The organism is Nocardia aurea (assembly GCF_003123685.1).
GTDB classification, from domain to species: Bacteria; Actinomycetota; Actinomycetes; order Mycobacteriales; family Mycobacteriaceae; genus Nocardia; species Nocardia aurea.
Genome location: NZ_QCYJ01000131.1, coordinates 1 through 23,688 on the forward strand (window position 1 = coordinate 1; position 23,688 = coordinate 23,688).

Below are 23,688 nucleotides of genomic sequence, written 5' to 3' on the forward strand. Positions count from 1 at the left end.
CACACGGGGGTATGAAAGCATCGGAACCAAATAAAATATTTGGCACTGACATTCATCGACACACTATTGAGTTCTCAAAGAACACACGCACACACCATCTCACAAGCAATTCGCTCGATCAATCAGTGAGGCAACTTATCCAGCTTAGCGCAGCCAATCACCCGAAACCAAATCCAGGATCTCAACCGAACCAGTGCGATCGCCAGGCGCTCCTCGTACTACCTCGTTTCCCTGTCCCAACGTTTCCGTTGAGCGTTCTCAGCGTCTCCGCTGAGCCCCGGGTCGGTGTCCGTGTCGCTCTGACTTGGATAAAGTTACGTGTCGGCGTGCACGATGTCAAATCGCCTGGTCAGGAACAGTTTTCATCGATGCGGTATCGACGTAACCTGCCGGCAAGGTCAGTCGGCGCCGCCCACGCGCTGGACGAGGCCACCCAGCGACTGGAGCTGCTCCACGAAATTCGGGTAGCCACGGTCGATATGGAAGACATCGTGGACTTCGGTCACTCCGTCGGCCACCAGGCCGGCGAGCACGAGGCCGGCGCCGGCGCGGATGTCGGAGGACCACACCGGAGCGCTGGACAGTCGCGGGATTCCGCGGACGACCGCGTGGTGTCCGTCGGTACGCGCGTCGGCACCGAGGCGGATCATCTCCTCCACGAAACGGAACCGGGCCTCGAAGATGTTCTCGGTGATCATCGAGGTGCCGTCCGCGATCGCCGCCAGGCCGATCGCCATCGGCTGGAGGTCGGTCGGGAATCCGGGGAACGGCAGGGTCGAGAAGTTGACCGCGCGCGGACGCTCCGGTTGCACCACACGGAAGCCGTCGACGTCGAAGGAGATGCGCGCGCCCGCCGAGCGCAGTTTGTCGAGCACAAGGGACAGGTGTTTCGGGTTGATCCCGGTGACCTTCACATCCCCCATGGTCATCGACGCGGCGATCCCCCACGTCGCCGCGACGATGCGATCGCCGATGACGCGGTGGTCGGTCGGCGACAAGCGCTCGACCCCCTGGATGGTCAGCACCGAAGTACCCGCGCCGCTGACGCGGGCGCCCATCTGTACGAGCATGTTGCAGAGGTCGACGATGTCGGGTTCGCGCGCCGCGTTGTCGATGACGGTCTCCCCCTCGGCGAGTACCGCCGCCATGAGGATGTTCTCCGTCGCGCCGACCGAGGGGAAATCCAGCCGGATCCGCGCGCCCTGCAATTCGTCGGCGCGCGCGACCACGCAACCGTGCTCGATTTCGCTGGTCGCGCCGAGCAGTCGCAGGCCCGCCTGGTGCATGTCGAGTGGACGCGAACCGATCGCGTCGCCGCCGGGCAGCGCGACAACGGCGCGCTTACACCGCGCCATCAGCGGTCCGAGGACGCAGACCGAGGCGCGGAACTGGGTCACCGCGGGGAAGTCCGCGTGGTATTTCGGCTCGGCCGGGGTGTTGATGGTCACCACGGAACGATCACCCGGCGACTCGTCGGTGATGGTCACCTCGCAGCCGAGTCCGCGCAGCACTTCGGCCATCAGCGGCACGTCGAGGATGTCGGGGCAGTTGGTGATCCTCGAGGTCCCCTCCGCCAATAGGGCAGCAGCCATCAGCTTGAGGACGCTGTTCTTAGCGCCTCCCACTGCGACTTCGCCGACGAGCCTGTTGCCCCCGGTGACCAGAAACCGTTCGCTCACACCGGCTAGCTTATCCATCGTCGGCGGGAGATACGCGCGTGTACGCGATCCCGGTACACCGACTGACAGGTCGGTTGCCTGATTCGTCCCGAAGTCCTCGCGCGGCGGAGATCGGAATCCGCTCTCACTTCCGGCCGGGTCGTACCCCCGGGACGATCCGCTCGTGCGGCACGCCCCGACTCCGGGTGACCGCCTCGACGGCGGGCGTGATCTCGACACTTCGGGAGTGCCACACCGATCGATCCGGGGACGATCGGGTGGTCGGCGTGTCCGGCCGCGCCTCACTCCCGGTCGTCACCGGGACGACGCGGCACGTCGACGGCATCGATCGATGACATACCGAGGAAAGATTTCGCCGCCTCCCGCGAGGCACGCACGTTCGGCGGTTGAAACCTATTGGTTCGCAACTTGTTTCGAAACTCGACCCGGACGGCAGAGCCATGCGATCGGCACGGATCGGCGGACGAACGCGGCGCTGTGGACGTCTTCCCCATCACACCGGGCCGCATCGCGCCTACCGCGCCGCGAACCATCCCGCACGAGTCGGAATCACTGATCCTTCTTACCGCCGCCGGGCTTCCACAGAATGTCACCCTCGGGGTTGGTGACCCGGCTCAGGATGAACAGCAGGTCGGACAGGCGGTTGAGATATTTCGCGGGCAGGACGGCGGTGTCTTCGGGATGAGCCGCGACCGCGGCCCACGCCGACCGTTCCGCCCGCCGCGCCACCGTGCGCGCGGTGTGCAGCAGCGCGGCCAGCGGGGTGCCGCCGGGAAGGATGAACGAATTCAGCGGCGCCAGTTCGGCATTGAACTCGTCGCACCAGCCTTCGAGCCGATCGATGTAGTCCTGGGATATCCGCAGCGGCGGGTATTTCGGCTCGGCGACGACCGGGGTCGACAAATCGGCGCCCGCGTCGAAGAGGTCGTTCTGTATCTGCCGCAGCACCCCGAGCAAGGCGGGATCGGGCTGTCCGAGCGCGATCGCGACGCCGAGCGCCGCGTTGGCCTCGTCGCAGTCGGCGTAGGCGACGAGTCGCGGATCCGTTTTGTCGACCCGGGAGAAGTCGCTCAGGCCCGTGGTCCCGTCGTCACCGGTCCTGGTGTAGATCCGAGTCAGGTGCACACTCATGCGGCTGTCCGCCTCTCCGCGTGTTCTCGCCGGTCGCGACGCTGCCTGCCGGGGTTCCCGGCGGCGGGAGTCCGCGCGGTCGAATTCGGTCGTTGCGCTTGCGAGCGTAACGCCGGGCGGTTACATCCCCGGCATGCGGCGGGTGCGGTCCGACGGTCGGGATTCGACCCAGGACAGAAATGCCGCGCGGGCGCCGCGATCGAGTGCGAGCTCGTAGTCGCCGTCGGTGTCGGCGACCGCGGTGACGATGATGTCGTCGGTCATGATGTCGTATTCGTCGCCGACCGGAACTCGACGGTCACCGATCTCGATGCCACGCCGTCGAATGGTGGAATCGGGGCCGAGTCGCAGACTCGTGAGCTTGTAGAAGACGAGGCGATCCTCGTCGTATCGGATCAGGCCGTGCCGCCAACCCTGGCCCCCCTGCGCGGGCAGCACCCGCAGCAGCGCGGCCGTGCCGCCGCGGCGCAACATGACGAGCCGGTAGACGGATATCAGGGCGAGTGCGACCAGCACCGACACCAGAATGATCAGAACAACCATCCCGGTCTGCAATGCTGTTCGTCCCTTCTCGACGGCCGTTCACGAGCCCCGCCGGATACCCTGCCGATTCGATATTCAAACACGAGTGTACAAACGGCCGAACAGGTGGGGCTGGATGCCCCGAATACCGTTGTCGGCGGCGAAGATATCTTCGCCGCCGACAATCGGATCTATGCAGAGTTGTTCACGAACCAGAGGGTCTCAGTGCTGCGCGACCTTCTCGACCGCGCGCACCTGAGCCTGGGCCACCTTCTGGTCTTCGTCGGTGGCCGCCGCGTCGGCGAGCACCTTGCGTGCCGCCTCCACGTCGACCTCACCCGCGAATTCAGCGGATTCGGCCAGGATCCGTACGGACGTGGCGGTGACCGAGAAGAAGCCACCGTGCACCGCCGCGACGATCCGCTCGCCCTCGACAGGAACGATGTTCACGATGCCGCCCTCGACCAGCTGGCCGAGCAGCGGTTCGTGGCCCGCCATGATGCCGACCTGGCCCTCGGTGGTCTGGGCGCTGACGAACGACGCCTGACCCGACCAGAGCCGACGCTCGACAGCGACGAGATCTACTGACATTTCGGCCATGGGTGACTACTTCCCGGCGATCTTCTTGGCAGCCGCCTCGACATCGTCGAGACCACCGCAGGAGTTGAACGCCTGCTCCGGGAAGTGGTCGAACTCGCCCTTGCAGACGCGGTCGAAGTCGTCGATGGTCTGCTCCAGCGGAACCACCGAGCCCACCTGGCCGGTGAACTTCTCGGCCACGATGAAGTTCTGGCCGAGGAACTTCTCCAGGCGACGGGCGCGACCGACGAGGACCTTGTCCTCCTCGGACAGCTCGTCCATGCCGAGGATGGCGATGATGTCCTGCAGTTCCTTGTACTTCTGCAGGATCCGCTTGACCTCGTTGGCCACCGCGAAGTGCCGATCGCCGACGATCGAGGCCTCGAGGATACGAGAAGTCGAGGTCAGCGGGTCGACAGCGGGGTAGATGCCCTTCTGCGAGATCGGGCGGGAAAGCTCGGTCGTCGCGTCCAGGTGGGCGAAGGTGGTCGCCGGAGCCGGGTCGGTGTAGTCGTCGGCGGGCACGTAGATGGCCTGCAGCGAGGTGATCGACCGACCACGGGTCGAGGTGATGCGCTCCTGGAGCTCACCCATCTCGTCGGCCAGCGTGGGCTGGTAACCGACGGCGGAGGGCATGCGGCCGAGCAGCGTCGACACCTCGGAACCGGCCTGGGTGAACCGGAAGATGTTGTCGATGAACAGCAGCACGTCCTGGTGCTGCACGTCGCGGAAGTACTCGGCCATCGTGAGCGCCGAGAGAGCCACCCGCATACGGGTGCCCGGCGGCTCGTCCATCTGGCCGAAGACGAGGGCGGTGTCCTGGAGGACGCCCATCTCTTCCATTTCCAGGTGCAGGTCGGTGCCCTCACGGGTGCGCTCGCCGACGCCGGCGAACACCGACGTGCCGGAGAACTCACGCGCGATACGGGTGATCATCTCCTGGATCAGCACGGTCTTGCCGACACCGGCGCCACCGAACAGGCCGATCTTGCCGCCCTTGACGTACGGGGTCAGCAGGTCGATGACCTTGATGCCGGTCTCGAGCAGCTCGGTCTTGCCTTCGAGCTGATCGAAGCTCGGGGGCTTGCGGTGGATGCCCCACTGCTCGCCGTCGCGGCCGAGTCCCGGGGTGTCGAGGCAGTCGCCGAGCGCGTTGAACACGTGGCCCTTGACGACGTCACCGACGGGCACCGAGATCGGCTTGCCGGTGTCGGAGACGGACGCGCCGCGGACCAGGCCGTCGGTCGGCTGCATCGAGATGGTGCGCACGATGCCGTCGCCGAGGTGCTGGGCGACCTCGAGGGTCAGGGTCTTGGCGACCGAGGTCAGCGTGATCTCGGCGTGCAGAGCGTTGAACAGCTCGGGGATCGCGCCACGCGGGAACTCGACGTCCACGACGGGGCCGATGACCCGGACGACGCGGCCTGCGGCTGCGCCGGTCCGGCTCGTGTTGTCTTGAGTGACAGCTGCGGTCATTTGGATTGGTTCTCTCTGTGTCGATTTGCGGCATGCACCGGCCCTGCGTGGTTACGCAAGCCGCCGCGTTCGGGCCAGTTGTTCATGCCGCGGCGCTTAGTCGCGGTCCGAGCTCGACGCCAGCGCGTTCACGCCGCCGACGATTTCGCTGATTTCCTGCGTGATCTGGGCCTGACGGACCGAGTTCGCCTCGCGCTGAAGCACACTGGCGAGTTCGTTCGCGTTGTCGGTGGCCGCCTTCATTGCGGTGCGCCGAGCCGCGGACTCGGATGCCGCTGCCTCGAGCAACGACGCGTAGATACGCGTGTTGACGTACTTGGGCAGCAGAGCCGCCAGCAATACGTCGGCGTCGGGCTCGAATTCGTACTGCGCCGAGATCTGCGCGGTCGGCGAGTCGGACAAACTGTCCTCGCCGAGGTCGAAGTTCTCGTCGACGAAGCTCACCTGGATCGGGGCGAGCCTGCGCACCTCGGGGGTCTGGGTCAGCATCGAGACGAAACGGGTGTACACGATGTGCAACTCGTCGACGCCCGCGATACTGCCGCTGCCGTCCGGATTCGGAACCTCGTTCTCGGAGCCCGCCATGAAACTCTCGACCAGGTGCGCGCACGCGGCCGAGGCATCGCTGTACTTGGGCTGCTGCGAGAACCCGGCCCACGAGCCGATCAGATCCCGGCCGCGGAAGGTGTAGTAGGTCACACCCTTCTTGCCCATCACGTACAGCACCGGCTCCTTGCCCTCGCCGCGCAGCGTGGTCATCAGCTCTTCGGCGCGCCGGAGCACGTTCGAGTTGTAACCACCGGCCATACCGCTGTCACTGGTGATGACCAGGACGGCGGCACGACGCGCGTTCGGACGTTCGGTGAGCAGCGGGTGCGACAGATTCTGCGACGCGCTCGCCAGTTCCCCGAGAACCTTGGTGATCTCCTCCGCGTACGGCTTCGCCGCCGCGACCCTGGCCTGCGCCTTGGAGATTCGCGAGGTCGCGATCAGCTCCTGGGCCTTGGTGATCTTCTTGATCGAATTCACACCACGAATGCGGGAGCGCAATTCACGCAAATTTGCCACGGTTCACACTCCCTTCATTCGCACTGGCGGCCTGGGCGGGCACGACCGGGCGACGCGTGACGTCGCCCCCGTGCCCGCTCGTGCCGCTGATCGGAAAAAGCATCGCTGATCCGCGCTTACTTCTCGACGTGCTTACGGGTGACCGACAGCGACTCGACCTCTTCGTGGTCCAGTTCGCCCGCTTCGGCTTCGTTCACCACGCGGCTGCCGTCGGAAGCGAGGAAGCCCTGCTTGAACTTGTCGGTCGCCGCCTTGATGGCGTCGGCCGCGTCACCGGTGAGCACCTTGCCGCCTTCGATGGACTTGAAGGCGTCGGCCGCGTCGCGGTGCAGATCCTCGATCAGCTCCGCGTTGAAGCGGCGGATGTCGGCGACCGGAACCGAGTCGTAGTAGCCGGCGTCGACCAGGTAGATCGAGACGATCTGGTCCTCGACCGCGACCGGCGAGTACTGATCCTGCTTGAGCAGCTCGACCCAGCGGGCGCCACGCTCGAGCTGCGCCAGCGACGCGGCGTCGAGGTCCGAGGCGAAGGCGGAGAACGCCTCCAGCTCGCGGAACTGCGCCATTTCCAGACGCAGCGAACCGGCGACCTTCTTCATGCCCTTGGTCTGGGCGGCGCCACCGACGCGGGAGACCGAGGTACCGACGTTGATCGCCGGGCGGACGCCCTTGTTGAACAGGTCGGACTCGAGGAAGACCTGGCCGTCGGTGATGGAGATGACGTTGGTCGGGATGAAGGCCGAGATGTCGTTGGCCTTGGTCTCGATGATCGGCAGACCGGTCATCGAGCCCGCGCCCATCGCGTCGGACAGCTTCGCGCAACGCTCCAGCAGACGCGAGTGCAGGTAGAAGACGTCACCCGGGTACGCCTCGCGGCCCGGCGGGCGACGCAGCAGCAGCGAGATAGCGCGGTAGGCCTCGGCCTGCTTGGTCAGGTCGTCGAACACGATGAGGACGTGCTTGCCCTGGTACATCCAGTGCTGGCCGAGGGCCGAACCGGTGTACGGCGCGAGCCACTTGAAGCCGGCGGAATCCGACGCGGGCGCCGCGACGATGGTGGTGTACTCCATCGCCCCGTGGGCCTCCAGCGCGGTCTTGACGCCCGCGATGGTGGAACCCTTCTGACCGATGGCGACATAGATGCAGCGAACCTGCTTGCTCGGATCGCCCGACTCCCAGTTCGCCTTCTGCGCCAGGATCGCGTCGATGGTGACCGCGGTCTTGCCGGTCTTGCGGTCGCCGATGATCAGCTGACGCTGGCCACGGCCGATCGCGGTCAGGGCGTCGATGGCGGTGATGCCGGTGGCCAGCGGCTCCTCGACCGGCTGACGCTCCAGCACGGTCGCGGCCTGCAGCTCGAGTACGCGCTGCTCCTCGGCCTCGATGTCGCCGAGCCCGTCGATCGGCTGGCCGAGCGGGTTCACCACGCGACCGAGGAACTTGTCGCCGACCGGGACCGAGAGCACGTCACCGGTACGGCGAACCTGCTGGCCCTCTTCGATCTGGGCGTACTCGCCGAGGATGACCGCACCGATCTCGCGGTCCTCCAGGTTGAGCGCCACGCCGAGCACGCCACCCGGGAATTCGAGCAGCTCGTTGGCCATCGCCGAGGGCAGGCCGGAAACGTGCGCGATGCCGTCGCTGGTGTCGGTGACCACACCGACTTCTTCGATGGAGGTCTCGGGGGTGTAGCTCTGTGTGTAGCTCTCGATCGCGCTACGGATCTCGTCGGAGGAGATCGTCAGCTCCGCCATGTTCTTCCTGCTCTCGCTGTGTGGGTCTCGAATGTCGGTTGGTGGTGCGCTGCGGGACTCAGGCGAGTTCGCGACGCAGCCGCTCCAGTCGGCCGATGGCACTGCCGTCGATCACGTCGTCACCGACGCGGACGACCAGGCCACTGAGCAGACTCGGGTCGACCTGCACGTGCACCGTGACCGGCTTGCCGTAGATGCGCCCCAGGGAGGCGGCGAGCCGCTCCCGCTGCTGCGTCGTCAGGGCGATCGCGGCGTGCGCGTGCGCGACGATCTGGTCGCGACGGCCCGCTGCCAGGTCGGCCAACTCGTCGAACGACGTGTCGATGCCGCCGCGCTGCCGGGTCACCACCTGTTCGGCCAGTGTGAGGGTGATGGGCTCGACCTTGCCGGTCAGCAGTCCCGCGAGCAGTTCGCGCTTGGCCGATGCGGGCTTCGCACGATCCGACAGCGCCTGCTCCAGATCCGGGTTGTCGCTGACGATCCGGCCGAGCCGGAACAACTCGTCCTCGACCGCGTCGAGCCGGCCGCTGTCGGCCGCCGACTCCAGCAGTGCCTCCTGGCCGAGCAACACCAGGGTGTCGACCAGATCGGCGGTACGGGACCAGTCCTGTGCCACCGCGGTGGTCAACACCGCCTGCGTGGCGGGGCTGACCTTGCCGCCGAAGACCCGCTCGCTCAGCTCGGCGCGCGCCGAGCCCTGTACCGACACGTCCGCGAGCGCAACACGCAGCGAACGCTGATCGTCCAGCACGGCGACAACGGCGAACAGTTCCGAGCCCGTGGTGGCGGCGACACCGTTGCTTCCGGTCAGAGCGGCCCGAAGCGCCTCCCGCGACCGGGCGCTTGCCTCGCGGCTCGCTGCGTACATGCTTCTCACTTTCGCGTCGTTACCTTCCGACCCCGATGCCGGCATCGGTGTCGTCGAGTTCGGCAAGGAACCGCTCGATCGACGCCGACTGCTTGGCTTCGTCCGAAACCGACTGCCCGATGATCTTCTCGGCCAGGTCGACGGCCGTACGGCCGACTTCGGAACGCAGCTCGGTCAGGATCTGCTGGCGCTGGGCTTCCAGCTGGCTGTGACCGGCGGCGACGATGCGGTCGCTCTCGGCCTGGGCCTCCGTGCGCATCTGCGCGAGGATCTGCTGGCCCTGGGTGCGGGCATCCTCACGGATACGCGCGGCCTCGAGGCGGGCGTCGGCCAACTGCTGCTGGTACTGCTGCAGCGTGACCTGGGCCTCTTCCTGCGCGGCCTCGGCGCGGGCGATTCCGCCCTCGATCTTGTCTGAACGCTCGTCGAGCACCTTGGTCAGGCGCGGGACGACGTACTTGTAGAAAGCGAACGCGATGATCGCGACGCAGACCACCGACCAGACGATGTCGTACACCTCGGGGATGAGGGGATTGACATCCTCACCCTCCGACGCGGCGAGCAAACTGTACTGGTACATCGGAATCAGAAAATGAAGCCGGCGACGAGACCGATCAGCGCCAGCGCCTCGGTGAACGCGATACCGAGGAACATGTTGGTGCGGATCGTGCCCTGCAGCTCGGGCTGGCGGGCGATGCCTTCGATGGCCTTACCGACGACGATGCCCACACCGATGCCGGGGCCGATGGCCGCCAGACCGTAGCCGATGGCGCCGAAGCCCTTGAACGTCGATTCGGAGGTAGCAGCTTCCTGGGCCAGGTACGCGAGGCTCATGAGTCTTCCATTCCCTTTCTGTTGCTCACCGGCCGGTCGGCACGGTGTAGCAGGTTTGGCAGTTAGTTGGTTCGGGTCGGATCAGTGGTCGTCGGCGTGCTGCGCGAGCCCGATGTAGACGGCGGTCAGCAGCGAAAACACGTACGCCTGCAGGAAGATGACCAGGATCTCGAACAGCGTGAAGCCGAGTCCGGCCAGCAGCGAGAACGGCGAGAACACCTTCATCCAGGCGGCGGCGTCGAAGAGGAAGAACCAGGTGGCGCTGAAGAACAGCACCAGCATGATGTGGCCGGCCAGCATATTGGCCATGAGTCGGACGGTCAGCGTGAAGGGACGCAGGATGAAGGTCGAGACGAACTCGATCGGGATCAGCAGTACGTGCAGCGCGGGCGGCACATTCGGCACCACGATGCTGCTGCGCATGTACTTGAGGAATCCGTACTTCTTGATACCCACGTAGTTGAACGCGACATAGGCGACGACTGCCAGCACCAGCGGCATACCGATTCGGGCGTTCGACGAGATGTTCAAACCCGGAACGATGCCGGAGAAGTTCAGAAAGAGGACCGTGAAGAAGATGGTCGCGATCAAGGGGAAGAACTTGCGACCGGTTTCCTTACCGAGGATCTCGTCGCAAATCTGTTCCTTGACGAAGACGAGTCCGGTCTCGGCGACATTCTGGATACCGCGCGGAATGAGCTTCGGCGAGCGGAATGCCAGCAGCATGAAGCCGACCAGAACCGCCGTCATCAGCAACCGAATCAGCATCAATCGATCGAGTTCGAACGGTGTTCCCTCGAACAGCACAGCTGGAGGGAAGAAGTCGGTAAGCGACGGCGCGTGGAACTCGCCCGCCAGAGTGGTGACGCTCAGCGTTCTCTCCCGTGTTCGGGCCGCGGGTACGTTCATTCCCGCGGTTCGATCGGACATTGACGATCAATTGGGTCGACTCAGGTCGGCTCGAAATTCGTCAGCAGCTGTGCGGCAATACCCGCCCGGGCGTCTGTACGTGTGTCGGCGACGTTCGTCGACATGCAGAACCGGAACCCCTCGGAGCCCGGCACGGCAGTAAGCATAGCGGCACCGGGAGGGATCCGGTCGATCCCCCCTACTTGGTCGCTTGCTTACCAACACTTTACCAAGTTATCTACGACGCTGTGTAGGGGGGTGATGTTATTCGGGCGCGGGGTCCGGTTCGGAGTCTCCGGCGGGGGTCGTCACGTACGGAACCTTCTGGCGCAGAACACCGTAGGTCTCGGCCCCGAGGACGATGAGCAGCGCGCCGATCACGGTGAGGAACAGCGCGGTGCGGTCGTAGAAGTCGAAGTTGTTGAGCACGCCGACCACGATCAGCACGACGAGCACCTTGCCGACCCAGCTGACCAGCATCACAAGGCCCGCGGTGCTCGGCGGCAGTTTCGCGCCGAAGAGGATCACGGCCGCCGTGGTGAGGATGAATCCGCCGCCGATCGCCGCCCCGAGCAGAGCCCCCCAGAGACCCTCCACACCGGCGGTGGCGGTCGCGATGGCGACCGAGAGCACGATCAGCACCGCCAGGCCGATCAGGCCGTAGCGCAGTGCCGCGCGCAGGGGCGCGTCGGGACCGGGGACGGGGGTCGGGGTGAAGCTCACGATCGGGCCTCGCTGACGGTCTGGACGGTCGCGTCTTTACTTGACGCCGTATTGTCGATCCGCTCGCTCACGTGGACCGACTTTACCCGTGCGACTGCTGGTCGCCCGCGGGCTCCCCGCGTCGCATACCGGGAATAGCGGTCACCACCAGCGCGAAGACCAGCCCGCCCGCCATCAGCAGGACGACGAGCCGCCGATCCATCAGTGAACTCCCGACCGCGCCGAACGCGAGCACGCCGACCCACAAATAGATGAGCAGCACCACGCGACGATGCGAATGGCCGATCTGTAGTAAGCGATGATGCAAGTGCATTTTGTCGGGAGTCGAGAAACTGACCCCGGCGCGGACGCGGCGCACGATCGCCAATACGAGATCGAGCACCGGAATGAACATCACGGCGCCGACCAGCAGCAGCGGCGAGAGCAGACCGACGATGTCGCGCGGGCCGAAACCCTGGAGCGGAATCCGGCCCGACGCACTCGTCGAGATCGCCGCCAGCACGAGACCGATCAACATCGATCCCGAATCGCCCATGAATATTCGGGCGGGCTGGAAATTGTGCGGAAGGAATCCCAGACAGGCGCCCGCCATCGCCGCCGCCAGCAGCGCGGGCGGATAGGTGTCGACCGAACCGCCCTGTTCGTTCATCAGGCCCACGGCGAACACGAATACCGCGGCCGCGCATATCAACCCGAGTCCGGCCGCGAGGCCGTCGAGACCATCGACGAAGTTCATCGCGTTGACCAGAGTGACGGTGACGGCGACCGTCACCAGACCGCCCTGTAAGGCGTCGAGCGAAATCGTGGAATTGGTGAACGGGTTGTAGATGCTGTACCAGCTCAGGCCCATCACGGCCATCACACCGGCCGCGGTGACCTGCCCGGCGAATTTGGTCAGCGCGTCCAAACCCCATCGGTCGTCGACGATGCCGACGAGCACGATCAGCGTCGCCGCGACGAGCACCGCGGGGATATCAGGGGCGTAATCGAAACCCCTGCGCAGAGCGGGTAATTGGTGCGCGAACAATACGGCCGCGACCAAGCCGACGTACATGCCGACCCCGCCCATGCGCGGGACCGGCGTGACGTGGACGTCACGCTCACGCGGGACCGCGACCGCGCCGAAGGCGATCGCGAGCACCCGGATACCGCCGGTGGCGAGGAAGGTCACCGTCGCCGAGATCAAGAGGACGAGCAGCAGCTCGCGCAACGGAACGATGGAACTCATTCGGCGGACCGCCCGATCACCCGTCGGTCCGTTCGGCGCTCGCGCATCGGTCGCCGCTCACCGCGTAGCGGCACTGGTCAACTCGTCGGGCGCCATGCCGAGCACTTCGGCGATCTTCTCGACCGGCACCGCGCCCTCGCGCAGGATGCGAGGCCGGTCCGCGGTGAGATCGACGATCGTGGAGGCGACGGCATGGTCGGAACGGCCGCCGTCGAGGTACACCCCGACCAGATCTCCGAGCTGATCGCGCGCCTCGGGCGCGGTCTTGGCGGGGGGCTGCCCCGAGACATTGGCACTCGACACCGCGAGCGGACCGACCTTGTCGAGCAGTTCCAGCGCCACCGGATGCAGCGGCATGCGCAGCATCACCGTTCCTCTGGTATCGCCGAGATCCCAGGCGAGCGAAGGCGCTTGTTCCACAACGAGACTCAGGCCGCCCGGCCAGAAGGCGCGGATCAGTTCACGGGCCTGCGGACGCACCGAGAACACCAGACCATCGATGGTGTTCCACGACCCGACCAGAACCGGCACCGGCATATCGCGACCGCGGCGCTTGGCGGCCAGCAACGAACTCACCGCGGCGGAATCGAACGCGTCGGCGGCGAGGCCGTACAACGTGTCGGTCGGCATCACCACGAGTCGCCCTGACTTCAGTGCACTGGTGGCCGCGGCCAGTCCGGCGGCGCGCGAGTCGGGATCCGCGCAGTCGTAGACGGTACTCACGGCCCCCATACTGTCACGCGACCCGGCCGCGACTGGTATCAGGCCGTCGCGGCCTCGAACCCACCGTGTCGGTGATCGGCACCACGTTTCACCGTTCTCGATCCAACGGAGCCGAATCATGTCGTTCGGTGGCCCGAGCGAGCATCCGTGTCCGCGCTAGACCTCGACGTCTAGGCCGCTTCGGTCTCCGACCGGATCACCCCTGATCGCCGGAAACCGCCCTGCGCGCGACGACGAACCGTGGACGGCCCGCGAGGTCCGGATGTTCGGCGACATCGGTGAACATCCCGACCTCGGCGTTCAACACCGCCGCCAGCGCCGAGCCGTTGGAATCGTCGTGTTCGATGGCCGTCGCGCCGCCGGGACGAAGGAGCCTGGTGATGGTGGGGACCATGCCCCGGATCACGTCGAGCCCGTCGGTCCCCCCGAACAACGCGCGGTGCGGATCGTGATCGGCGACTTCCGGGTCGAGGACCGCGTCCTCGGGAATGTAGGGCGGATTGGCGACGACCACGTCGACGCGGCCGTTCAGTTCGGTGAGCAGTGCCGGGTCGGTGACATCGTCGGCGTGCAGGACTATCGCGGTGTCACCGTCGGCGGCGCGGTCGTCGGCATTGCGGCGGGCCCATCGCAGCGCGTCCGGGTCGAGTTCGACCGCGTGTACCCGCGCGTCGGGACGGGCGTGCGCGATGGCGAGGGCCAGCGCGCCCGAACCGGTACACAGGTCGACGACGGTCGGCGGGTGATCGCGCGGCAGGGTCTCGAGAAACGCCAGCGCCCAGGCGAAAAGCAATTCGGTCTCCGGGCGCGGGACGAATACGCCCGGTCCCACCGCGAGGTCGATCTCCCCCATCGACGCGACACCGGTCAGGTGTTGCAGCGGAATGCGTTGCGCGCGACGTGCGACCAGTTCGCGATACCGCTCCAGCTGCTCCGGTTCGATCAGCGGGACCAGTATCAGCCGGGTGCGCTGCACACCGAGCAGATGCGCCGCCAGCAGTTCGGCATCGGCGCGAGGACTGTGCACCCCGGCCTGCCCGAGGATCTCGGCGGCCTCGTCGACAGCCGGACGCAGCGCGATTCGTGTCATCGGCCGACACCCGCCTTTCCTGTCCCGGTCACTCCCCCGACATGCGCGCTTCGCGATCCGCCTTCGCCAGGGCGTCGAGCAGCGCGTCGAGCTCACCGTCGAGGACGGTGTCGAGATTGTGCGCCTTGAAGCCGATGCGGTGATCGGCGATCCGGTTCTCCGGGAAGTTGTAGGTGCGGATGCGTTCGGAGCGATCGACGGTGCGGATCTGCCCGGCCCGGCCCGCGGCGGCCTCCTGATCGGCCTGTTCCTCGGCGAGGGCTTGCAGCCTGGCGGCGAGCACCTGCATGGCGCGGGCCTTGTTCTGCAACTGCGAACGCTCGTTCTGGCAGGTCACCACGATGCCGGAGGGCAGGTGGGTGATGCGAACCGCGGAGTCGGTGGTGTTGACGCCCTGACCACCCTTACCCGAGGACCGGTACACGTCGATGCGCAGATCGGTCTCGTCGATCTGCACCTCTTCGACCTCGTCGGGTTCGGGGTAGATCAGGACACCGGCCGCCGAGGTGTGGATCCGGCCCTGCGATTCGGTGACGGGCACCCGCTGCACGCGGTGCACGCCGCCTTCGAATTTCAGGCGCGACCAGACGCCGTCGCGGGTCGCGTCACGGCTCTTGATGGACAGTGTCGCGTCCTTGTAGCCGCCGAGATCGGAGACGGTGACACCGAGGATCTCGACCTTCCAGCCGTGCCGCTCGGCGTAGCGCACGTACATGCGAGCCAGGTCGGAGGCGAACAGCGCGGATTCCTCGCCGCCTTCACCGGATTTCACTTCCAGCACCACGTCGTCGCCGTCGTGCGGGTCGCGCGGGGCCAGCAGATCGGCCAGCGTCTGTTCCAGCTCGACGACCTGGGCTTGCAGCTCGGGCACCTCGGCCGCGAAGGACGAATCGTCGGCGGCCAATTCCTTGGCGGCCGCGAGATCGTCGCGGGCGGCGCTCAGTTTGCTGTGCGTCGCCATGACCGGCGCGAGTTCGGCGAAACGCTTGCCGACTCGGCGGGCCGCACCCGGATCGTTGTGCAGGGCCGGATCGGCCAGCTGCATCTCCAGACCCGCGTGCTCGGCCAGAATGTCATCGATCGCGGACGGCTGCGTCATGGTTGGGCTTCCTCTCAGATGTGCCCGGCGGCGAAGACCACGGCCACCGGGAATGCCGCTGCAAACGCACCGACGCCCGGCCTGCGATGCAGGACCGGGCGTCGGCGGGGAAGCTAGTTGGCGTCGGCTTCGGCGTCGGCCTTCTTGCCCGCGCGCTTGCCGTAGCGAGCCTCGAAGCGGGCGACACGGCCACCGGTGTCGAGGATCTTCTGCTTACCCGTGTAGAACGGGTGGCACTGCGAGCAGACCTCGACGGTGATGTGTCCCGACTCCTTGGTGCTGCGAGTCTGGAAGGTATTACCGCAACCACAGACGACGGTGGTGTCGACGTAGGTCGGGTGGATTCCTGCCTTCATGGATGTCCTCTCGATATTGGTCGCCGGGTCGCCCACGAGTGTGAGCGTGAACCGGAACCGACTAGGCGGGATTGTCTGCGCGAACGCACAGACGCACGGCGATCCAGTATGCCAGAACCGTTCGTACGCTAGAGGAACACCCCCCACCCGCCATTTGTTCCTGAACTTTTCCGCGTCCGGGCCGGAAATGCCGAAAGGGCCCCGCGTACGCGAGGCCCTTTCGGTGTCGTTCGGTTATTCGTCCAGCGCGCCCGGTGCGGTCTTGCTGACCTGCATCAGGAACTCCAGGTTGTTCTTGGACTTCTTCAGTCGGTCGATCAGCAGATCGATCGCCTGGTGTGAGTCCAGTCCGGACAGCACGCGACGCAGCTTGTGCAGCACCGCCGCCTCGTCCGGGTTGAGCAGCAGCTCGTCCTTACGGGTACCGGACGGATTGACGTCCACCGCCGGGAACACACGCCGTTCCGCGATCTTGCGGTCGAGCTTGAGCTCGGCGTTGCCGGTGCCCTTGAACTCCTCGAAGATCACCGTGTCACCGGTCGAACCGGTTTCCACCATCGCGGTGGCGATGATCGTCAGCGAGCCGCCGTTCTCGATATTGCGGGCCGCGCCGAGGAACCGCTTGGGCGGGTACAGCGCGGTCGAATCGACACCACCGGAGAGGATACGACCCGAAGCGGGCGAGGAGTTGTTGTACGCGCGGCCCAATCGGGTGATCGAGTCGAGCAGCACCACAACGTCTTTGCCCATTTCCACCAGGCGCTTGGCGCGCTCGATGGCGAGTTCGGCGACCGAGGTGTGATCCGACGGCGGCCGGTCGAAGGTCGAGGCGATGACCTCACCCTTCACCGAACGCTGCATATCGGTGACCTCTTCCGGACGTTCGTCGACCAGGACGACCATGAGGTAGCACTCGGGGTTGTTGGTCGCGATCGCGTTGGCGATGTCCTGCATGATCGTCGTCTTGCCGGCCTTGGGCGGCGAGACGATGAGGGCGCGCTGGCCCTTACCGATCGGCATGATCAGGTCGATGACCCTGGTCGTCAGCTTGTTGGGCTGGGTTTCCAGGCGCAGTCGCTGATTCGGGTACAGCGGGGTCAGTTTGCTGAACTCGGGACGACGCCTGGCCGCCTCGACGTCACCGCCGTTGACGGTGTCCAGACGCACCAGCGGATCGAACTTCTGCCGCTGATTGCTCTGCTCGCCGTCGCGAGGGGCGCGCACCGCACCGGTGATCGCGTCACCGCGGCGCAGGCCGTTCTTGCGGACGAGATTCATCGACACGTAGACATCGTTCGGTCCGGCCAGGTAGCCCGAGGTGCGAACGAAGGCGTAGTTGTCCAGCACGTCGAGGATGCCCGCGACCGGCTGGAGCACGTCGTCGTCGCGAATCTCGAGCTCACGTGCCTCGCCGACGCTCGGGGCGCCTTCACGGTCACGACCGCGACGACGTTCCCGGAACCGGCGTCCGCGACGTCCGCGACCGCCTTCTTCGTCGTCGCCGCCCCGGTCGGCACCGCGACTCTCGCCACGCGGGCCCGCGCTGCCGTTCTGGTTGCGGTCACCTTGGCTGTTGCGGTCGCTCTGGCTGTTGCGGTCGCCCTGGCTGCGCTCACCGCGATCACGATCGCCCTGATTGCGGTCGCCCTGGCTGTTGCGGTCGCCCTGGCTGCGCTCGCCTCGATCGCGCTCACCCTGGTTACGGTCGCCCTGGTTACGCTCGCCCTGACCGCGGTCGCCCTGGTTGCGCTCACGACGACGTTCGCCCTGGTCGCTGTCCTGCTTCGGCTCGTCACCGCGCGCATCGGCCGATTCGCCGCCGCCCGATCGAGCCTGGTCACGACCGCGACGCTGCCGACCACGGCCGCGCTGCCCCGACTCGCGGCCGGAATCCTCGGAGGTCTCCGAACCACCCGCGGCACCCGTGTCGGCCTTCGCGGTCTCGGCTCGGCCGTTGTCGGCCCTTGCCTCCGCCTTGGGGGAATCCGCCTTGGGGGAATCGAGCTTGGGGGATTCGACCGCTGCCGAATCGACCTGAGCGGATTTCGTCTGCGCGACCTCGGTCGCCTTCTCCTTCACCGGTGCGGACGCCTTCGCGGGAGCGGCTTCCTTGGCGGGCGGCGTCACATCGAGGGTCGCCTGCTCACCTTTCCCCTCGCCGCGCGCGGGCTTGTCCGACTTGGCCGGCTTTCCGGCTTGATTTTCCTTGATGGCGGCGATCAAATCGCCCTTGCGCATTCCGGAGGTGCCTCGGATACCGAGTTCCCCCGCGAGCGCGCGCAACTGCGGCAACAACATTCCAGTCAGCCCCGATCGTGCGACGTCGGTTTTTTCGCTCATCTTCGAAATCTGCCCGGAGTCACTTTCGCTGCCACCCGAGGAACTCGGGTTGGATTCCACCCCGGGGGTCGCGAGCAGGTCCGTATCTGTCACGGAAATCCTTTCCTTCCCTCGATTGCCGTGTGCTGTGTCGAGGGTTTCGTCCCGCAGTCCGGGCACCGTGCCGGACTCGGATGCCGTATATCACCTGCCCCGCCGGACCGGCGGCTTCGCCACCGGATTATGAAAGGTGGGAGAGATCATTCCAGTTGCGCAGCTACGCAGCACCCCCATGGCCTGGAGGCTCGAGCCTGGAGCCTGCTGGAGCGATTGCCCTGATGAAGCACCGGCGTCTGATGCGCACGATGTACGGACTTGCCCAGGATAGCTGGCAACGGTAAGCATCGGCAAGACGGACTCGCCGTCAGCCGACTCGGACGCCCTCGGCGAGTCCCGGTTCGACCACCCGGAGCCCGTCCGCGACCGCGAGTCGGCGCAGATCCGCGGGGAATTCGCTGGTCCCGAGGGCCAGGATGGTCGGACCGGCGCCGGAGACGGTCGCGGCGATTCCCGCGGCCCGCAGCCTGGCGATCCAGGCCGTCGTCAGTGGCAGCGCGGGCGCGCGCTGGGTCTGGTGCAATTTGTCGCAGGTCGCGGGCAGGAGCAGGTCGGGACGCTCGGTCAGCGCGACGACGGCAAGCGCCGCCCGGCTCACATTGAAGGCCGCGTCGGCGTGTGGCACGGTCTCGGGCAGTAGACCGCGGGTGTGCGCGGTCGACGAACGCACCTCGGGGATCAGGACGACCGGGTGCAGCGACGCGTGCGGGTCGAGTCTCACCGCGCGGTACACCCGGCTGTGATCCGGCACATCCTCGCCTTCGGCCCCCGCTTCGGCGGCGGTTTCGGTCCAGGACACCACGATTCCGCCGAGCACACTTGCCGCCGCGTTATCCGGGTGGCCTTCGAATTCCGAGGCCAGCTGCACGAGGCGGGCCGGGTCGGTGGCCAGAGCCGGATCGAGCCGGGCGGCGAGGGCGCAGCCCGCGGCCAGTCCGCCGACCACGGCCGACGCCGAGGAGCCGAGTCCGCGCGAATGCGGAATCACATTGCGGCACACCACATCGAGACCGTCGGCCCAGACGCCCGCCGATTCGAGACCGCGCTCGATCGCCCGCACCACCAGATGCGAAGGGCCCCACGGCACGTCGTCGGCGCCCTCACCCTCGACCCGGATCGTGAGACCGGATTCGGTGGTGCGCACCTCGATCTCGTCGTAGATGCCCAATGCCATACCGAGCGAGTCGAATCCGGGACCCAGATTGGCCGTCGATGCGGGGACCCGCGCGGTGACCGAGAGCCCGGCGGGCAGGGTCGCGGCCACCACTTGACTGTCGCGCGAATTCAACTCAGGCCAGCTCGAGTTCGGCGGCGATGGCGACCGGATCGACCGGAATCGCTTGTACCTGCGGCATTCCCAACAGCGCGGTATCGGGATCCTTCAGACCGTTACCCGTGACGGTGCACACGATGGTCAGCCCGGAGTCGAGCCAACCCTCCTTGTGCGCCGCGAGGACGCCCGCGACGCTGGCCGCGGACGCGGGTTCGACGAAGACGCCCTCCCGCGCGGCGACCAGGCGGTACGCCTCGAGGATCTCGTCGTCGGTGGCCGCCCGGAAAGCGCCGCCGGACTGTTCCTTGGCCTCGACCGCGCCGTTCCACGAGGCGGGCGCGCCGATCCGGATGGCGGTCGCGATGGTCTCGGGATTCGAGACCGGTGCGCCGTTGACCAGCGGCGCGGCCCCGGCCGCCTGCACGCCGAGCATGCGCGGCAGACCGGTGGTGATGTTGTCGGCGTAGTACTCGCGGTAACCGCGCCAGTAGGCGGTGATGTTGCCCGCGTTGCCGACGGGCAGCGCGTGCACGTCCGGCGCTCGACCGAGCACGTCGCAGATTTCGAACGAGGCGGTCTTCTGCCCCTCGATCCGCGCCGGGTTCACCGAATTCACCAGCCCGACCTCGGGAAAGTCCGAGGTCACCTTGCGGGCCAGTTCGAGGCAGTCGTCGAAATTGCCGTCGACCTGGATGATCTTCGCGCCGAGCATGACGGCCTGGGCCAGTTTGCCCATCGCGATCTTGCCCTGCGGGATCAGCACCGCGCAGCTCATCCCGGCACGGGTGGCGTAGGCCGCCGCCGACGCCGAGGTGTTGCCGGTGGACGCGCACAGCACCGCCTTCTGGCCGCGGTACTTGGCGTCGGTCATCGCCATCGTCATGCCGCGGTCCTTGAAGGAACCGGTCGGATTCGCACCCTCGACCTTGAGGTACACCTCGCAGCCGGTCAGCTCGGACAGGTACGGCGCGGGCACCAACGGGGTGCCGCCCTCGAACAGGGTCACCGGCTCCCAGTCGGCCGCACCCCGCAGACGATCACGGTAGGCCGCGATCAAACCAGGCCAGCGCGAATGCACGCCGGCTTGCGGGGCGATCGCCTTCCCGCCCTGCTGCCCGATACCGGTACTCATTCCTCGGTGCCTTCCAATCTCAGAACGCTGGTCACATTGGTGACGGATGTCATCTCCGCGAGAGCGGCGACGGTATCCGCGAGCGCCGACTCCACCGCGTGATGGGTGACGACGACCAGGCGCGCACCCTCGCCGTGCCCTTCCTGGCGCACGGTGGAAATGCTGACGCCGTGGTTGGCGAATTCGCCCGCGACCTTCGCCAGGACCCCCGGGACATCTTCGACCTGGAGATTCACGTGGTAGCGAGTGGGCGTATCGCCGATCGGCGCGATCGGTAGCTCAGCATAAACCGATTCGCCGGGAGCGCGGCCACCGAAGAATTTGTTCCTGGCCGCCATGACCAGATCGCCGAGTACCGCGGACGCGGTCGGAGCGCCGCCCGCGCCCTGACCATAGAACATGAGCCGTCCGGCGTTCTCCGCTTCCACCACGACGGCGTTGAACGCGCCGCTGACGGCGGCCAGCGGATGTTTGCGAGGAATGAGCGCCGGATAGACGCGCACCGAGATGCGCTCCTTGCCGCCCTCGGACGGGGTGGGCTCACCCGGTCCCGCGCCCACCCGCTCGCAGATGGCGAGGAGCTTGACCGTGCAATTCACCGCCGAGGCCGTTTCCAGGTCCTCGGCGCTGATCTTCGAGATGCCCTCGCGGTAGACGTCGGCGGCGGTGACCCGGGTGTGGAAAGCCAGCGAGGCCAGGATCGCGGCCTTGGCCGCGGCGTCGTAGCCCTCGACATCGGCCGTCGGATCGGCTTCGGCGTAACCGAGGCGGGTGGCCTCGGCCAGCGTCGCCGAATAGTCGGCGCCGGTCTCGTCCATCGCGGAGAGGATGAAATTGGTGGTGCCGTTGACGATGCCGACGACCCGGTTCACCCGGTCACCCGACAGCGACTGGATCAGCGGACGCACCACCGGGATCGCACCGGCGACGGCGGCCTCGAAGTAGAGGTCGGCGCGGTTGCGTTCGGCGGCCGCGGCGAGTTCGCCGGTGTAGTCGGCGAGCAGCGCCTTGTTCGCGGTCACCACGGATTTGCCCGCGTTCAGCGCGGCGAGGATGAGGCGACGGGCCGGGTCGATACCGCCGACCACCTCGACCACGAGGTCGACGTCGTCGCGGGCGACGAGCGCGTCCGCGTCGGTGGTGAGCAGTTCGGCGGGCAGCCCGCGATCCTTGGCGAGATCGCGCACGGCGACACCGCGCAGCACCACCGGCGCGCCCACGCGCGAGCGCAGGTCCTCGGCGTGGTCGCGCAGAATCCGCACCACCTCGGTGCCGACATTGCCCATACCGAGGACAGCGACGCCGAGCGGTCGATCCGCTCCCCAGTTACCGTTCTTGGCCACTGCGGTCATGACTGTTGCACCTCCAGGCTGAGCAGATCTGCGACCGTTTCCCGGCGCAGGATCAGCCGCGGCTGACCGTCACGGACGGCGACGACCGCCGGGCGGGTCAACTGGTTGTAGCGGCTGGACATCGAGTAGCAGTACGCGCCGGTGGCGGCCACCGCGATCAGGTCGCCCGGGCCGACGTCGGCGGGCATCCAGGTGTCACGAATGACGATATCGCCGCTCTCGCAATGTTTTCCGACCACGCGTGCGACGACCGGCTGGGCATCCGACGAGCGCGAGACCAGTCGGCAGTCGTAGTCCGCTTGATACAGCGCGGGGCGGATGTTGTCGCTCATGCCGCCGTCCACGCTGACATAGCGCCTGCGCAGTCCGCCGTCGAGGGAGACATCCTTGGTGGTGCCGACCTCGTAGAGGGTGACCGTGCCGGGACCGGCGATGGCGCGACCCGGTTCGACCGCGATCTTCGGCGTCGGCAGGCCCGCGTACGCGGCTTCCGCTTCGACGAGCCCGCGCAGTTTGGCCGCGAACTCGTCCAGCGGCGGCGGATTGTCGTTGGGCAGGTACGAAATACCCAGTCCGCCACCGAGGTCCAGAATCGAGATCTGCGCCGTGCGTTCCGCGCCGAATTTGTCGATGGCGTCACGCAGCAGGCCGAGCATGCGCCGCGCCGCGATCTCGAATCCGTCGATCTCGAAGATCTGCGATCCGATATGACTGTGCAGGCCGACCAGTCGCAGGTTCTTCGCCTCGAAGACCAGCGCGAGCGCCTCCATCGCGTCGCCGCCCGCGATCGAGAAGCCGAACTTCTGATCCTCGTGCGCGGTCGAGATGTATTCGTGGGTGTGGGCTTCCACGCCGACGGTGACGCGCACCAGCACGTCCTGCACCACCCCAGCCGCGCCCGCGACCGCCTCGAGACGCTCGATCTCGATCAGCGAGTCGACCACCACGTGGCCGACACCGGCGCGCACCGCCGTTTCCAGCTCGTCCACCGATTTGTTGTTGCCGTGCAACGCGATTCGCTTCGCGGGGAAGCCCGCGTGCAGGGCGATCGCCAGCTCGCCGCCGGAGCAGACGTCCAGCGACAGGCCCTCGTCGCGGATCCAGCGGGCGATCTCGCCGCACAGGAATGCCTTGGAGGCGTAGTGCACCCGCGCGTCGAGCCCGAAGGCGCGCACCATATCCCGGCAGCGGGAGCGGAAATCGTCCTCGTCGACGACGAACAGCGGGGTTCCGTACTCGGCGGCCAGATCCCGCACCGGCACGCCTGCGAACCGCACCGCGCCGTCGTCGTCACGGGAGGCGTTGCGGGGCCAGACGTTCGCGGGCAGGTCGATCATCTGCCCCGGATCCGAAGGCCGCTCGGCCAGATTCGGGGCGTGCGGGATTTCGGCGTGCCGGGGACCGGCGGGATGAGCACTCACCGTGCTTCCTTCCTGAGATCGGCGAGCGCGCACGC

Annotated in this window: 22 protein-coding genes; all 22 read right to left on the reverse strand. The window is 66.8% G+C overall.

Annotation, left to right across the window (positions count from 1 at the left end; all coding sequences use genetic code 11):
- Positions 1 to 398: 398 nt before the first annotated feature.
- The 22 genes from murA to lysA all read right to left on the reverse strand — a co-directional run bounded on the left by murA (position 399) and on the right by lysA (position 23,653).
- The gene (gene murA, locus DAT37_RS34770; protein ID WP_198654585.1) at positions 399 to 1,679 is read right to left on the reverse strand and encodes a UDP-N-acetylglucosamine 1-carboxyvinyltransferase; all 1,281 of its coding nucleotides are present in this window, start codon (positions 1,677 to 1,679) and stop codon (positions 399 to 401) included.
- Positions 1,680 to 2,228: 549 nt separating this feature from the next.
- Positions 2,229 to 2,810, reverse strand: a complete 582-nt coding sequence (locus DAT37_RS34775; RefSeq protein WP_109529185.1) for a cob(I)yrinic acid a,c-diamide adenosyltransferase — start codon at positions 2,808 to 2,810, stop codon at positions 2,229 to 2,231.
- A 120-nt stretch (positions 2,811 to 2,930) separates the two neighbouring features.
- Complete coding sequence (locus DAT37_RS34780; RefSeq protein WP_198654586.1) at positions 2,931 to 3,353, reverse strand: DUF2550 domain-containing protein; 423 nt, start codon at positions 3,351 to 3,353, stop codon at positions 2,931 to 2,933.
- Between the two features lie 201 nt (positions 3,354 to 3,554).
- The gene (locus tag DAT37_RS34785; protein ID WP_109529187.1) at positions 3,555 to 3,932 is read right to left on the reverse strand and encodes a F0F1 ATP synthase subunit epsilon; all 378 of its coding nucleotides are present in this window, start codon (positions 3,930 to 3,932) and stop codon (positions 3,555 to 3,557) included.
- A 6-nt stretch (positions 3,933 to 3,938) separates the two neighbouring features.
- On the reverse strand, positions 3,939 to 5,387 hold the full coding sequence (gene atpD / locus DAT37_RS34790; protein WP_109529188.1) for a F0F1 ATP synthase subunit beta: 1,449 nt from the start codon (positions 5,385 to 5,387) through the stop codon (positions 3,939 to 3,941).
- A gap of 96 nt (positions 5,388 to 5,483) precedes the next feature.
- On the reverse strand, positions 5,484 to 6,455 hold the full coding sequence (locus tag DAT37_RS34795) for a F0F1 ATP synthase subunit gamma (RefSeq protein WP_109529189.1): 972 nt from the start codon (positions 6,453 to 6,455) through the stop codon (positions 5,484 to 5,486).
- Between the two features lie 116 nt (positions 6,456 to 6,571).
- Positions 6,572 to 8,209 (reverse strand): F0F1 ATP synthase subunit alpha, encoded by a 1,638-nt coding sequence (gene atpA / locus DAT37_RS34800; RefSeq protein ID WP_109529190.1) that lies wholly within the window; start codon positions 8,207 to 8,209, stop codon positions 6,572 to 6,574.
- 58 nt (positions 8,210 to 8,267) lie between these two features.
- The gene (locus DAT37_RS34805) at positions 8,268 to 9,077 is read right to left on the reverse strand and encodes a F0F1 ATP synthase subunit delta (RefSeq protein ID WP_109529191.1); all 810 of its coding nucleotides are present in this window, start codon (positions 9,075 to 9,077) and stop codon (positions 8,268 to 8,270) included.
- Between the two features lie 19 nt (positions 9,078 to 9,096).
- On the reverse strand, positions 9,097 to 9,657 hold the full coding sequence (locus tag DAT37_RS34810; protein WP_109529192.1) for a F0F1 ATP synthase subunit B: 561 nt from the start codon (positions 9,655 to 9,657) through the stop codon (positions 9,097 to 9,099).
- A gap of 5 nt (positions 9,658 to 9,662) precedes the next feature.
- Positions 9,663 to 9,911, reverse strand: coding sequence for an ATP synthase F0 subunit C (locus DAT37_RS34815; RefSeq protein WP_040704792.1), 249 nt, complete (start codon positions 9,909 to 9,911; stop codon positions 9,663 to 9,665).
- An 81-nt stretch (positions 9,912 to 9,992) separates the two neighbouring features.
- Positions 9,993 to 10,841 (reverse strand): F0F1 ATP synthase subunit A, encoded by an 849-nt coding sequence (gene atpB / locus DAT37_RS34820; protein ID WP_109529193.1) that lies wholly within the window; start codon positions 10,839 to 10,841, stop codon positions 9,993 to 9,995.
- 243 nt (positions 10,842 to 11,084) lie between these two features.
- The gene (locus DAT37_RS34825; protein ID WP_109529194.1) at positions 11,085 to 11,543 is read right to left on the reverse strand and encodes a hypothetical protein; all 459 of its coding nucleotides are present in this window, start codon (positions 11,541 to 11,543) and stop codon (positions 11,085 to 11,087) included.
- Between the two features lie 82 nt (positions 11,544 to 11,625).
- A complete protein-coding gene (locus DAT37_RS34830; protein ID WP_109529195.1) occupies positions 11,626 to 12,771 on the reverse strand; it encodes a glycosyltransferase family 4 protein in 1,146 nt (381 codons plus the stop codon).
- A gap of 57 nt (positions 12,772 to 12,828) precedes the next feature.
- Complete coding sequence (locus tag DAT37_RS34835) at positions 12,829 to 13,494, reverse strand: L-threonylcarbamoyladenylate synthase (RefSeq protein ID WP_109529257.1); 666 nt, start codon at positions 13,492 to 13,494, stop codon at positions 12,829 to 12,831.
- Between the two features lie 196 nt (positions 13,495 to 13,690).
- The gene (gene prmC, locus DAT37_RS34840) at positions 13,691 to 14,584 is read right to left on the reverse strand and encodes a peptide chain release factor N(5)-glutamine methyltransferase (RefSeq protein WP_109529196.1); all 894 of its coding nucleotides are present in this window, start codon (positions 14,582 to 14,584) and stop codon (positions 13,691 to 13,693) included.
- 28 nt (positions 14,585 to 14,612) lie between these two features.
- Complete coding sequence (gene prfA / locus DAT37_RS34845) at positions 14,613 to 15,683, reverse strand: peptide chain release factor 1 (protein WP_109529197.1); 1,071 nt, start codon at positions 15,681 to 15,683, stop codon at positions 14,613 to 14,615.
- Between the two features lie 113 nt (positions 15,684 to 15,796).
- Positions 15,797 to 16,039 (reverse strand): 50S ribosomal protein L31, encoded by a 243-nt coding sequence (rpmE, locus tag DAT37_RS34850; RefSeq protein WP_109529258.1) that lies wholly within the window; start codon positions 16,037 to 16,039, stop codon positions 15,797 to 15,799.
- Positions 16,040 to 16,273: 234 nt separating this feature from the next.
- Entirely contained in the window at positions 16,274 to 18,472 is a 2,199-nt protein-coding gene (gene rho / locus DAT37_RS34855) for a transcription termination factor Rho (protein WP_198654587.1), read from the reverse strand.
- Between the two features lie 310 nt (positions 18,473 to 18,782).
- Entirely contained in the window at positions 18,783 to 19,739 is a 957-nt protein-coding gene (thrB, locus tag DAT37_RS34860) for a homoserine kinase (protein ID WP_109529260.1), read from the reverse strand.
- Positions 19,740 to 19,764: 25 nt separating this feature from the next.
- Positions 19,765 to 20,880: a threonine synthase gene (gene thrC, locus DAT37_RS34865; protein WP_109529198.1), complete on the reverse strand. Its 1,116-nt coding sequence runs from the start codon at positions 20,878 to 20,880 to the stop codon at positions 19,765 to 19,767.
- On the reverse strand, positions 20,877 to 22,232 hold the full coding sequence (locus DAT37_RS34870) for a homoserine dehydrogenase (RefSeq protein WP_109529199.1): 1,356 nt from the start codon (positions 22,230 to 22,232) through the stop codon (positions 20,877 to 20,879). The genes thrC and DAT37_RS34870 overlap by 4 nt, the downstream gene beginning before the upstream one ends.
- Positions 22,229 to 23,653 (reverse strand): diaminopimelate decarboxylase, encoded by a 1,425-nt coding sequence (gene lysA, locus DAT37_RS34875; protein WP_109529200.1) that lies wholly within the window; start codon positions 23,651 to 23,653, stop codon positions 22,229 to 22,231. Before lysA ends, DAT37_RS34870 begins: the two co-directional genes overlap by 4 nt.
- Positions 23,654 to 23,688: the final 35 nt, after the last annotated feature.

Excerpts from the sequence above, each read along its gene's own strand:
- DAT37_RS34805 (WP_109529191.1), bottom strand. The coding sequence starts at position 9,077 with ATGTACGCAGCGAGCCGCGAGGCAAGCGCCCGGTCGCGGGAGGCGCTT.
- atpD (WP_109529188.1), bottom strand. The coding sequence starts at position 5,387 with ATGACCGCAGCTGTCACTCAAGACAACACGAGCCGGACCGGCGCAGCC.
- DAT37_RS34830 (WP_109529195.1), bottom strand. The coding sequence starts at position 12,771 with ATGAGTTCCATCGTTCCGTTGCGCGAGCTGCTGCTCGTCCTCTTGATC.
- DAT37_RS34775 (WP_109529185.1), bottom strand. The coding sequence starts at position 2,810 with ATGAGTGTGCACCTGACTCGGATCTACACCAGGACCGGTGACGACGGG.
- DAT37_RS34780 (WP_198654586.1), bottom strand. The coding sequence starts at position 3,353 with ATGGTTGTTCTGATCATTCTGGTGTCGGTGCTGGTCGCACTCGCCCTG.
- DAT37_RS34785 (WP_109529187.1), bottom strand. The coding sequence starts at position 3,932 with ATGGCCGAAATGTCAGTAGATCTCGTCGCTGTCGAGCGTCGGCTCTGG.
- DAT37_RS34815 (WP_040704792.1), bottom strand. The coding sequence starts at position 9,911 with ATGAGCCTCGCGTACCTGGCCCAGGAAGCTGCTACCTCCGAATCGACG.
- DAT37_RS34810 (WP_109529192.1), bottom strand. The coding sequence starts at position 9,657 with ATGTACCAGTACAGTTTGCTCGCCGCGTCGGAGGGTGAGGATGTCAAT.
- atpB (WP_109529193.1), bottom strand. The coding sequence starts at position 10,841 with ATGTCCGATCGAACCGCGGGAATGAACGTACCCGCGGCCCGAACACGG.
- prfA (WP_109529197.1), bottom strand. The coding sequence starts at position 15,683 with ATGACGCAGCCGTCCGCGATCGATGACATTCTGGCCGAGCACGCGGGT.
- DAT37_RS34870 (WP_109529199.1), bottom strand. The coding sequence starts at position 22,232 with ATGACCGCAGTGGCCAAGAACGGTAACTGGGGAGCGGATCGACCGCTC.
- prmC (WP_109529196.1), bottom strand. The coding sequence starts at position 14,584 with ATGACACGAATCGCGCTGCGTCCGGCTGTCGACGAGGCCGCCGAGATC.
- atpA (WP_109529190.1), bottom strand. The coding sequence starts at position 8,209 with ATGGCGGAGCTGACGATCTCCTCCGACGAGATCCGTAGCGCGATCGAG.
- rpmE (WP_109529258.1), bottom strand. The coding sequence starts at position 16,039 with ATGAAGGCAGGAATCCACCCGACCTACGTCGACACCACCGTCGTCTGT.
- thrC (WP_109529198.1), bottom strand. The coding sequence starts at position 20,880 with ATGAGTACCGGTATCGGGCAGCAGGGCGGGAAGGCGATCGCCCCGCAA.